Origin of the sequence: Emticicia sp. (assembly GCF_049241225.1) — a bacterium.
In the GTDB taxonomy this organism is placed as follows: Bacteria; Bacteroidota; Bacteroidia; order Cytophagales; family Spirosomataceae; genus Emticicia.
In genome coordinates, this window is the sequence record NZ_JBMLRC010000237.1 from 7,087 (window position 1) to 19,568 (window position 12,482).

Consider the following 12,482-nt stretch of genomic DNA (forward strand, 5'->3'; position numbering starts at 1 on the left):
TCAAACTTATTCTGCGAAATAGAGGCGGAAGAATTGCTTACACCCAAAATGCGTTTTATTTTATCGGTCATTGTTAGTTGTGTGATTTTTTTATCGAAAGCGGCACCTTGCTCAATCCACCATTTCAAAATTTCCAACTCATGCTCAGTAATTTGATTCTTTCCTTTCGGAGGCATATGTTCTTCATCTGATTCTGGCAATAGTATTCTTTTAATTAGTTCACTTCCACTCACATCATTTGGTTTGAGAATAATTCCATGTTTACCTCCCTTTTGAAATAAAGCAATATCATCCATTCGTAAATCTCCTTTCATCTTATTGGAGTTATGGCATTGCTCACATTTTTGCTTAATTATTGGCTTTACAATATCCTGAAATACTAATGCCTCATTTAAGTTTATGGATTTTTTCTCGGTTATTAAATCATCTTTTCTCGAATCTTTATCGGGTAATTCAATCCAACTTCTAAATGGTTGGGGAGTATTCTCGGTTAAATATGATTCTCCGTGGGTTAGATTTCCTCCATGATGGCCAGCGACCAACATTAAAATGAATGAAAAAATCAATAAAGGGAGGTATAAGACTTTTACCTGAGGTATTTTTGTCTGTAACCATCCTGAATGAATAATCCATAAAATCCAACTTACAATTGCAAGTCCGATTCCCTGAAATTGGTGTTCTTCCAAAATTTCTTCGTTGTACCCTCCTTCGAGCGATAAAAAATAACCAAATAGACTCGCTACTGTGGCACTGATTGCTGTAACCAAAATGGAAAAAGAAATAACATCTGTGGATAATTGGATTTTATTCAATCTATTGAGTACTTCAAGCAGTAAAATCAACACTAAAAAACCAATCGGAAGATGTACAACCAAAGGGTGAAATCGACCAATAAATGACATCCATTCTGCAATTGTTACAATTATCATAGTAGTAAGATTGAATAAAACTGGTAATATCAAAAATGTAAAAATCTATGCAATAATAGATTATAAAAATTGCCAAAATACAAAAGTATCTTGGCAATTTTTATATGAAACTAATAAAATTAATACCCTTGATTTTGCTTTAATGTAGGTTGACCATTTTTCGAACTATTCAAGATTTCTTGATTGGGAATCGGAAAATATTCATGTTTTCCTTTTATAAATCGAGAACCTTTCAAATAGGTTCTTTTATTTGACTCTATTTCTAAATATCTATTCAAAACCTGGTCTGCAATTCCCCACCTTACTAAGTCAAAGAATCGGTGTCCTTCCATGCCAAATTCGAGTCTTATCTCGGTTCTGACTGCTTCACGAGCTACGGTTTTATCTGTCCAAGCACTGGTGTAAGGTTTTATCACATAATTTCCGGCAGGTGTTCCGTTTGGCATAGTTACAAAACCCTCTGGATTTGCCGCACGATTTCTTATTTGATTGACTAAAGTTCGGGCTCTTTCTAAAGAACCCACCTCAACTTCACATTCAGCGAGCCATAAAATAACGTGTGAAAGTTTTATCATTCGATAATTATTTGCATTCTGACGTGGGTTATTCGACCAAGTCAGGCTACCATTCTCTGACCTTAGTGGTGAAGATTTTTTTGGTGAAAATCCACCAGCATATGCTCTATCACGAATATATAATGGATTATGAATGCCCCAATCAAGATATGGCACACCATCGCGACCTAAGGTATGATCGATTCTTGGATCAATCGGTCCAGTAAACGCTTGTGAATTATCCATTGGTAAATCGGCAGTAGCAGGGTCAGTTATAGGTAAACCGTCGGCAGTTGTTTTGAAAGCATTGGCAAGGCTCTGTGATGGCTGGAAAAAGCCACAACAAGTAGTCAGGGCTCCACCACCGTAAGGATAGTTGAGGGTACCTCCACGATTTCCGTTATTTGAAATTGCAGCACCGTCATTTACAGAAAACTGGACTTCAAAAATAGATTCAGCATTATTATTAGTGCTTGTTCTATAATTTTCACCGTATTTTGGCATTAATCTGAATCCACCATTATTTACAATATCTTCCAAGATAGGCTTCGCCTCGCTATACTTTCCTTGAAACAACATTGCTTTTGCTAATAATGCAGCCGCAGCCCATTTTGTAGTCCTACCAGGTACACCAGCCCATCTTGAAGGAAGGTTGGCATAACCAAACTTCAAATCTTCCTCAATCTTTGGCCAAATTTCATCAGTATTTGAAACTTTTGTACTATTGGCATCAGACGGATTATAGGTTTTATCATCAATATAAGGCACTTTTCCAAACATTTTACGTGCTTCAAAATGAAAATGTCCACGTAACGTGCGAGCCTGTGCAATAACTAATTGTTTTTCGGCATCAGTCATATCTGTAGCTTTAGCAGAAAGTAAAATCACATCGTTGGTACGAGCAACCCCATCATAAACTGCACGCCATTTCCCTCTGAAATGCACTAAGTCAGGAGTGTGATTATAAGCTTCAATTACCGAAATTTCGGGTTGATCACCTGCGTTTGAACCCTTATACGCATCATCAGAAGCAACTGAGCCATATACCCAGTTATCAGCAGCACCTTGCCAGTCTCCAAATGCAGAGTTTACATTTGTTTGCACGCCATCCATGAGCGAATACGCACCCGTAAGTACTAAATCGACACCAACTTTATTTGAGAGGTTGGCTTCGCTCAATACCCCCAAAGGCTGCACATTCAAAAACTCATCCTTACAAGAAATAATACTTGCAAGAATTAATGTGGAAATTAATATTTTTATCTTTTTCATTGAACTAATTTTTAAAATTTTAGAAACCTAAATTTAAACCAATATTCATCGAACGATAGGCTGGATAAGAGCCCTCATCAACGCCGATTTGACGGTCAGAGCCTGAGTTAAAGTTACGGAGATTTACCTCTGGGTCTAAGCCTGAATACTTGGTAATTGTGGCTAAATTAACAGCTTGTACGTAAATAGTCGCCGAACTAATACCTAATTTTTTCAAGACCACATTTGGAAGCGTATAATTAAGCTGCACATTTTTGAGTCGGAAATAAGAGCCATTTTCGATGTAATAAGTTGATGGATTTGAACTAATAACATCATTTGATCTCGGAATTGGCAATACTGCATCTGTCATTCCGGGTCTCCACGATTTTTCGTACATTGTAATACTTCTGTTTCCGCCAAAAGTAGGAAAATCAGTCCAGTACTTAACGAAATTAAACAAATCATTACCTTGTACACCCTGTCCAAAAACATCTAATCTAAATGCTTTGTAGCCAAAAGATAAATTAACACCGTAAGAAAAGTCAGGGTGAGGATTTCCAATAATTGTTCTATCCGAGGCATTGATTATTTTGTCGCCATTAACATCAGCAAATTTAAAAGCACCTGCTTTGTTCATTTGCCCACCGCCAAACTGAACCGGATGCTCTGCTCCTTCTTTATCAGTTTGGAAAATTCCTTCTATTTTATATCCAAAAAACGAAGCTAAAGGCAAGCCCTGTTGAGTTACGTTCATTGGGGCTAAACGGTTAACACCACCACCAAATCCGAAATATTGAGTTGCCGGGTCTCCGTTCGTTTTTATTACTGTATTTCTATAGGCTGATATATTTCCGCCAATTGAATAAGTAAAATCGCCTTTTTTGTCGGTATAGTTTAAACCAAGTTCAAAGCCTTTATTTTGCATTTCTCCGATATTTTGGAAAGGATTGATTGCCACACCTTGAGTAAACTGTACTTCTACAGGAAACAACATATCAGTTGTGATACGGTTATAGATATCGAAATTAGCTTCTAATTTATTATTCAAAAAATTTGCATCTATACCAAAGTTGGTTGAGGTGGTCGTTTCCCATTTTGCATTTGCATTACCAAATTGTCCTAGTTCATAACCAGGCAATGACGATGTTTTGGCTCCGTTTAAATCATAAAATGAAGACTCTGGAGAAGTTGCAAACGTTGAAAATGCATTATAATTTCCAATTTCTTGATTACCCGTTTGCCCGATTCCGAATCTGAGTTTGGCAAATGATAACCAAGTAAGGTTTTTCATGAATGATTCTTGACTGATTACCCAACCAATACTAGCCGAAGGGAATACTGCCGACCTAAATTCTTTGGCAAAACGACTCGAACGGTCTCTTCTTACAGTTAAATCAGCTAAGTATTTACCACCAAATGAATAATTCAATTTAGCAAATTCGGAAGCCAAGCTCCATTCAGTTCCATCACCGGTATTATTGATACCAGCTCTACCAGCACTTAAATATCGATTACTCACATCATCAACTGCAAAGCCAGCACGTTGCCCAGTAAAACCCTCGTAGTAGCTTTTAATAGCCTCCGTTCCGATCAATACATTAATTTTATGCTTATCCGCAAATGTTTTGTTGTATGACAAGGTATTATACCAAGTCCAGGCATAATCATAACTATTGCTCGTTGTTAATGAGTTTGTACCAATTGGCTCTGGGGCTTCTATATTATTGAAGGTATAATTACGAAGGTTAAATGTATTATAATCAATACCATATTGCGTTTTAGCAGTCAAACCCTCGATAATATCAACTTCAGCATAAGCATTTCCAAAAATTCTCAATTCACGCGATGCATTATCTTTGTTTCGTACTAAGGCGGCTAATGGACTTGGTGAATTATCTAATACGGTCGGTGAACCAGCGAAGTTACCTCTGATATCATACAAAGGTGTGATTGGTGGCACACGATAGGCAAACGAAATTGGATTTGTTTCACTTTGATTTCCACCTGGTTGACCAACTCTTTGACCATAAGCCACCTGAATATTTTCTCCAACTCTTATACGTTTGTTTACAACATAGTCAGTATTTGCACGCACCGAAATTCTTTTATAATTGGTGTAATCCATGATACCCTTTTGATCGAAATAATTGACTGACATGGCATAACGGGCAACATCTGATGCACCGGAAACCCCGATCTGATGATTTACTATTGGTGCATTACTAAAAATGGCATCAAACCAATCTGTACCTTCCTTATTTGCTTTCGTGATTAAGTTTTTAGGCACTGCTGAGTAGGTTGCCTCATTAACGCTTCCAGCGGCTGCACCAACAGGAAAGATATATTCAGGAATAATCGGCTTAGGTACTCTACCGCCGAAAAGAGGAATATTCGGATAAACAATTTTACTTGGATCTGAGATTTTTCCATCCACCAAAAGCGATGGATTCTCGGCATTTATCCTTGATTCCCATAGTAAATCGGCATATTGTTGGGTATTCAATAAATCTAAAAATTTAATTGGTCTTTGACTTCCATAATACATATCGTAAGTCAATTTGGGTTTACCTCCTTTACCTTTTTTTGTTGTAATAATCACAACGCCGTTTCCTGCACGCGAACCATAAATTGAAGCAGCCGAAGCATCTTTCAATACTTGCATAGACTCAATATCATTGAGATTGAGCGTATTTAAATTTCCTTTGGTGGGAGTACCATCGATTACATAGAGTGGTGAGTTATCATTAATTGTACCGAAACCACGAATACGAACCATGACACCACCCCCCGGAGAGTTTTCATTGCTTACATTCACACCCGCTACACGCCCTTGTATAGCCTGGGCAAGATTGGTAGCGGGTACGGCAAGCACATCTTTCATATTTACAGTGGCAACGGCTCCAGTGATGTCTTTTTTAGACTGTGAGCCATATCCGGTTACAACCACCTCGCTTAATGCCTTTGCATCTGAATTAAGTTTAACATCAATCGTAGAACGGTTTCCAACCGATTCCTCTACAGAAACGTATCCAATAGAAGAAATCACAAGAGTAGAACCAGCAGAGACATCTAATGAAAAAGCCCCGTTAGCATCAGAAGAAGTTCCTTTGTTTGAGCCTTTAATCTGAATTGTCGCCCCTGGCAATCCGACACCAGTTTCAGCATCTAATACTTTACCGGTAATTTTTTTTTGAGCGAAAACCATTGAGCTTGTAAAAAAAAGTAAAAGCATCAATGCCCGAACCAAAATAGGAATTGGGTATGTGTGTTTCATAAAAGTGAATAATTAGGTTTAAAAATGTTTAAAATCAAATATAAAATATTACTAAGGAAATATATAAATTTTGTTCAAAAATATATTAAAAAATTTCAAAAACACAAACATGTTATCAAAAAAGATTCAAAAAAAAAGTCATAACCTTAAGCTATGACTTTAAAATTTTCTAAATAAGCAAAAAAATCAATATTTCGCTGGTTGGTTTGGTTTTGGAAGAGATTTTTTAATAAATTCTCTAATATCTTCATTTGAGGTTTGTAAATCTTCTCTACGCAAATACATCATATGACCGCTTCTATAACCTTTCCATGACATACGGTCTTTTAACTTACCACTCGGGTCCATTTGCCACATATTATATTTAGCATTGAAGTAATCGCAAGCACCATCATAATAACCAGATTGTACCATTACGTGCAAATATGGATTCTGTGCCATAGCTTGTCGCAGATTTTCAGCGGTGTTATCACCTGTTCTATCCCACGGATTCACTGGCCCAAACATATAATATTTAAGGTCGGTCTTATAGTTTAAGTCGTTTCTTAGATAAATATTGATTGCAGGTGTAAATGAGTGTAGCCACGAAGTAAGCTCCGAATTGAAATCTGGTTTTTCTCCTGCTTCTTTTCTGTCAATCCCTTTGTATCTTGAATCTAAACGCCCAACGGTAAAACCTTTTTCTCGCAAAAGTTCTTTCCAGAAAAATTCAAGTGGAATATCTAAGTTTTGTTGCAAAATTACTTTTTCTGATAAACCCGAATACCTCGACATTTTAGCTGCAATTTCTTTTCTCTTGGCATCTTCCAAGAAACCACCTTTGCTGATGGCTGGTAAAAGTTCATTAATCGTGAAGTTTTCAACTTCTGGAAGCATTTCGGTTAGGTCTTTCTTTTGCAAATCGGCGGGTAACATTTTATGATACCATGCAGTAGCCGCAAAATACGGTAATTTTAGAGCTGCTCCCGAAACTGCCCCACGCTCGATTCCAAGTGTGGTTGGCGAAACCAAAATTACTCCATTCAAATACATCCACTGGCTATTTTGTAATTGCAAAGCCAAACCCGAAACACGAGTTGTACCGTAACTTTCACCAATCAAATATTTCGGTGAAGCCCAACGATTAGTACGAGTCACGAATGTATTTATCCAATCGGCCAAATATTTAATATCGGCATTTACTCCAAAAAACTTTGAAGTTGGTACGTCTTTGCTTGTTGGGCGTGAGTAACCCGTATTCACCGGATTTACAAAAACAATATCAGCAATATCTAAAATTGAATACGGATTTTCTTTAATTCCATAAGGTTGAAGCGGATATCCTTCATCATCGATATTCAGCAAATGCGGGCCCGTATACGCGATGTGCATCCAAACTGAAGCCGAACCTGGGCCACCGTTAAATGAAATAACCAAGGGGCGGCTTGCACGGTCTTTTACGTCTGAGCGTTCGTAATACGTATAAAACAATCCAGCGATTGCTTTGCCATCTTCGTCCCAAACTGGCATTGTGCCAGTCATTGCCTGAAATGGCACTTTCTGGCCTTTGATGGTTGTTATGTGTTCGGTCGTAACATACGAATCAGGATTGAAAGGAATTGTCAGAGAAGAAGTTTTTTCTTCTTTAGGTGCAGCTGGTGCCGCAGGAGTAGATAGAGCTTTTGAAACTTGATTCTGTGCCAATGCACAAAAACTCAAAAAAACTAAAGGTAAAAATTTAATTTTCATTGGTTGAGGTTGTTAAATGAAGTAAAAAAGGAAGTCACTTTGCGATTCTGTAAAGCAACTTCCAAATATATTTAAAATTTTAGATTTTTATTCCCCATTCTTTATTCATTGTTCGTCCAAGCATAGCATTGGCTTCCTTATCATCGATAAAAATTTCTTTTTTAGGGTTCCATTTCAACGAACGATTAAGGCGATAAGCAATATTTCCAATATTACAAACCGATGCTGTCCGATGGCCAATTTCGACATCACATATCGGTTTACTGCGGTTTCTCATTGCATCTAAGAAATCTTTGTAGTGATTTTCAGATTTATAAACGTGTTTTTCAGTTTCGCCAATGACTTTATCTTTTAAAGAGGCAGGCGTTGTTTCAATTTTTCGCCGTTGAACTTTAATCTCACCTTCAGTTCCCACAAAATGAATGGCATTGTTCCAATCCCATTTTTCATGGGTCATCGTAATACCGTTTTCATATTTAAAAGTCAGAAACTTAATATCTTTTCCGTCAGGTGCTAAAACCTCCACCGGACCACTATCGTCCATACCGAGCGACCACTGCACGATGTCAAACATGTGAGCCCCCCAGTCGGTTACCATTCCGCCACCAAACTCACGGTATAAACGCCAATTCGGAAACACATCTTTTGAGGTAGGTGGAGCCAATTCGGAATTAAAAACAACTGCTTCGTTCGGACCAAGCCATTTTGCCCAATCAAGTCCTTCGGGTAATTTTTCCTCTGATAAATTATAAGCAATTGGCGGTGCTCCAACATTTACTTTAATACTTTTTACTTCACCGATGTATCCATTTCTTATTAATTCAGCTGTTTGTCTAAACTCTGGCCAAGAACGCTGCATACTACCAGTCTGAAAAACTCTTTTGTGTTTCCGAGCGGCGTTGACCATTGCACGTCCTTCTCGCACAGTCAGCGAAAGTGGTTTTTCGCAGTAAATATCTTTTCCTGCCTCGGCCGCTCGCACCGCCATGGCTGCGTGCCAGTGGTCGGGTGTAGCAATTACCACTGCATCAATATCTTTTTTGGCCAACAATTCTCTAAAATCTTGATATACAGGTATTTCAGCATACGTACCAAGTTGAGTATTTTTCTCATAATGTGCCTTGATTCGGTCGAGTGTCAATTGAGCTTTTGCTTGATACACCTCGCTAATGGCAGCGATTCTAACCTCATTTGTATTGAGAAAAGAAGATGTCAATCCCCTGCCCTGTTTTCCAGTACCTATAAAACCTAATGAGATGACATCGCTCGGAGCTAAATATCGAGAGCCATTGATTCCGCCCAAAACATGTCGGGGAACAATCATAAAACTGCCTAAAGCCAATGATGCTTTGGTCACGAAATCTCGTCGTGAAATATTGTTGTTTTCAGTTGACATTTTGATTTAGATTAGGGTTGTTATAGAATAAGCGTCAAAGACGACTTCAAGTAAATCTTATTCCCCAAAATTATTAAAAAATTTTAAAATACTTCTCAAATTTATCATTATATTAGTGCAATTTATCATTGGAATAATACATTTTTATAATCGTATGAATCTACAGTATTTGAAATGGGTATTTATCATTGCGTTGCCAATCGCAATCTTATATTTCACTTACAAAAATTGGGATACTGAACATATCAGTTACAATGAAGAGATTCGTCCGATTTTCAATAAAAAATGTATCGTTTGTCACGGTGGAGTAAAGAAAAATGGGAACTTTAGTTTGCTGTTTCCTGAAGAAGCATATGCAAAAGCCAAATCTGGAAAGTATGCGATTATTCCTTACGATGCCGATAATTCGGAAGTGATGAAGCGAATAAAATCGCACGACCCTGATGAACGAATGCCAAAAGATAAAGACCCACTGACTGATAAAGAAATTCAGAAAATTGAAAAGTGGATAAATCAAGGGGCAAAATGGGAAAATCATTGGGCGTATTCTCCACCTCAACAATCAGTCAATATTCCGAATGTAGGTAATGATTGGGCAAAAAATGAAATTGATAATTTTGTATTTGAAAAACTCAAGCAAGAAGGACTTTCTCCATCGAAAGAAGCCGACCGTCCTACACTACTACGCCGGTTAAGTTTAGATTTGATCGGGCTTCCACCTACACTTCAAGAAACAAAAGATTTTGTGAATGATAAATCACCAAATGCTTACGAAAAACAAGTTGATAGACTGCTAAAATCACCTGCATTTGGCGAGCGTTGGGCTTCAATGTGGCTTGATTTAGCTCGGTATGCCGACTCTAAAGGTTATGAAAAAGACCTCGACCGCAGTATTTGGAAATACCGAGATTGGGTAATTAAAGCATTCAACGCAGATATGCCATTCGACCAATTTACGATTCATCAACTGGCAGGAGATTTACTTCCAAGTACTCCAAATGAAGGCATTGAATCGCTCGAAAACCGCTACATTGCTACTGCTTTTCACCGAAACACAATGGCCAATGATGAAGGGGGCACCAACGACGAAGAATTTAGAAATATGGCTATCATCGACCGAGTTTCTACCACCATGGAAGTTTGGCAAGGAACAACAATGGCCTGTGTGCAATGTCATAGCCACCCTTACGACCCATTTCGCCACGAAGACTTTTATAAACTGGCGGCCTTTTTCAATAATACACAAGACCGAGACTTATACAACGAAAAGCCGCATTTCAAGACTTATGCTAAAGACAAAGAACAAGATGTGATTCGACTTACAAACTGGATAAATTCAAAACTTCCTGCAAATCTTTCAAACATCAAACATTCAGGAAAAGCATTGTTAGCAGAAAAAACCAATGATTATCTGAGAAAACTGGGCTTTTATCGAATCGAGGCAGAATCTTTCGATAGTACGAGTAGGCATATTGAACTTTGGAATAATCAGAAAGAAATCATGCAAACTACCGAAGGTGCATATACAGTTTATGAAGACATTGATTTGACTAATATTGAAACAGTAAAATATCGCTACCAAAGTGGAGCAGAAAATGCCTTCATTGAAATGCGACTCGGAAGCTCTGAGGGAGAATTAATAAGCAAAGTTGAAACAAAATGCAGTGAAAAAGAGGTAAATGTGGGTTGGTCGAGGTGGAATCAATATACCACTTCTTCGGGTAAAGTAAAACCAACAAAAGGTATACATGATGTTTATTTGGTCTTTAGAAAAGGAAAAAACTTCTGGACAGATTTGATGCACCTCGATTGGATGGAACTACAATCGAGCAAAATACCAATCAGAACTTTGCCAAAAACTGTACAGGATTCGGTTGAAAAATTAGCCACGATTGATGCAATCGCAACGCCAATTATGGTCGAACGTCCACAAAATAAAGCTCGCAAAACCCATGTTTTCATTAGAGGAAATTGGATGATGAAAGGAAGCGAAGTACAGCCCGATGTGCCAGCAATTTTGCCAAACATGAAAAACTACCCTAAAAATCGACTCGGTTTGGCAGAGTGGTTAGTCAACAAGCAAAACCCACTTACATCAAGAGTAATTGTCAATCGGTTTTGGGAACAATTATTTGGAACTGGCCTCTTAGAATCGTTAGAAGATTTTGGTAGTATGGGTTCAAAACCAACACACCCCGAACTTCTCGATTGGCTGGCTGTGAAATTTGTAAATGATGATAATTGGAAAGTAAAAAGTTTGCTCAAAAAAATCGTCATGTCGGCCACTTATCAGCAATCTTCATTGATTTCTAAGCAATTGGAGGTAAAAGACCCACGAAATTTACTCTTGGCTCGTGGCCCACGAGTGAGACTTTCGTCCGAACAAATTCGTGACCAAGCCTTAGCAATCAGTGGTTTACTAAATCCAACAATGTTTGGACCGAGTGTTCGCCCGCCAAACCCAACCGATGGAGCTTGGCGAAGAGAAAAAAGTGGCAATCAGTTTCGTAGGGCTATTTACACATATTGGAGGCGAACAAATCCATATCCTTCAATGATTACTTTTGATAGTCCACAACGAAATGTATGTGTTTCGAGAAGGGTTCGCACCAATACACCATTGCAGGCACTCACTACGCTCAATGATACTGTTTATTACGCAGCGGCTCAGAATATTGCTTTAAAAATGCAACTTTCACATGCAAAAACCATTAAAGATAAAATTCGGGCAGGTTATACGCATATCTTTCAGAAACAACCAAGTCAATCAAAAACAGCTTTACTCGAAAACCTTTACAACGATGCACTGATTGATTTCAGAAAGAAAAAAAGTACAAAAGCCGAACTTTTGGCACTCACACTTACGGCAAATACGATGTTGAATTTAGACGAATTCCTTACAAAATGAACAGAAAAACTATTTTTGAAGAAGCTTTTTTTGAGCAAGCCACTTTCAACACTCGTCGCCATTTTCTGAAACAATGCACTTCGGGTTTGGGCGGAATTGCACTTTCGTCGATTCTAGGTGGCTGCTTTCAATCTGAACAAAAAACGGTTGAAGAAAATCCTTTTGCCGTAAAACCTCCGCATTTTCCTGCCAAAGCCAAACATATCATATTTCTGCACATGGAGGGAGCTCCATCGCAACTCGAACTTTTTGACTATAAACCCGAATTGGCAAAACTTGATGGACAACTTTGTCCGCCATCACTTTTGGAAGGCAAACGTTTTGCGTTTATTAAGGGAACTCCCAAAATGCTGGGTCCGCAAGCCACATTTCAACAGCACGGCCAATCAGGTGCTTGGTTTTCAGACTATTTTAAACATTTACCAGAACTCGCCGATGA

Annotated in this window: 7 protein-coding genes; 2 read left to right on the forward strand and 5 right to left on the reverse strand. The window is 38.2% G+C overall.

Translation table 11 applies throughout. From position 1 onward, the window contains the following. From ACOVO2_RS12810 to ACOVO2_RS12830, 5 genes are all read right to left on the reverse strand, one after another. Positions 1–929 (reverse strand): c-type cytochrome domain-containing protein (locus ACOVO2_RS12810; protein WP_421770358.1); only part of this gene is annotated, 929 nt, incomplete at its 3' end. A 119-nt stretch (positions 930–1,048) separates the two neighbouring features. Continuing rightward, positions 1,049–2,755 carry a RagB/SusD family nutrient uptake outer membrane protein gene (locus ACOVO2_RS12815; RefSeq protein ID WP_421770359.1) on the reverse strand — a complete coding sequence of 569 codons (1,707 nt, stop codon included), beginning with the start codon at positions 2,753–2,755 and terminating at the stop codon, positions 1,049–1,051. A 19-nt stretch (positions 2,756–2,774) separates the two neighbouring features. Next, the gene (locus tag ACOVO2_RS12820) at positions 2,775–6,011 is read right to left on the reverse strand and encodes a SusC/RagA family TonB-linked outer membrane protein (RefSeq protein ID WP_421770360.1); all 3,237 of its coding nucleotides are present in this window, start codon (positions 6,009–6,011) and stop codon (positions 2,775–2,777) included. A 186-nt stretch (positions 6,012–6,197) separates the two neighbouring features. Further along, positions 6,198–7,739: a S10 family peptidase gene (locus ACOVO2_RS12825; RefSeq protein WP_421770361.1), complete on the reverse strand. Its 1,542-nt coding sequence runs from the start codon at positions 7,737–7,739 to the stop codon at positions 6,198–6,200. A gap of 79 nt (positions 7,740–7,818) precedes the next feature. After that, a complete protein-coding gene (locus ACOVO2_RS12830) occupies positions 7,819–9,135 on the reverse strand; it encodes a Gfo/Idh/MocA family protein (RefSeq protein WP_421770362.1) in 1,317 nt (438 codons plus the stop codon). Between the two features lie 154 nt (positions 9,136–9,289). On the opposite strand from ACOVO2_RS12830, the gene ACOVO2_RS12835 reads away from it, so the two are divergent. After that, positions 9,290–12,043, forward strand: coding sequence for a DUF1553 domain-containing protein (locus ACOVO2_RS12835; protein ID WP_421770363.1), 2,754 nt, complete (start codon positions 9,290–9,292; stop codon positions 12,041–12,043). Beyond that, a partial coding sequence (locus ACOVO2_RS12840; RefSeq protein WP_421770364.1) for a DUF1501 domain-containing protein occupies positions 12,040–12,482 on the forward strand: 443 nt, incomplete at its 3' end. The genes ACOVO2_RS12835 and ACOVO2_RS12840, both read left to right, overlap by 4 nt.

Coding starts and splice junctions, on each gene's coding strand:
- ACOVO2_RS12835 (WP_421770363.1), top strand. CDS start 9,290: ATGAATCTACAGTATTTGAAATGGGTATTTATCATTGCGTTGCCAATC.
- ACOVO2_RS12830 (WP_421770362.1), bottom strand. CDS start 9,135: ATGTCAACTGAAAACAACAATATTTCACGACGAGATTTCGTGACCAAA.
- ACOVO2_RS12820 (WP_421770360.1), bottom strand. CDS start 6,011: ATGAAACACACATACCCAATTCCTATTTTGGTTCGGGCATTGATGCTT.
- ACOVO2_RS12815 (WP_421770359.1), bottom strand. CDS start 2,755: ATGAAAAAGATAAAAATATTAATTTCCACATTAATTCTTGCAAGTATT.
- ACOVO2_RS12825 (WP_421770361.1), bottom strand. CDS start 7,739: ATGAAAATTAAATTTTTACCTTTAGTTTTTTTGAGTTTTTGTGCATTG.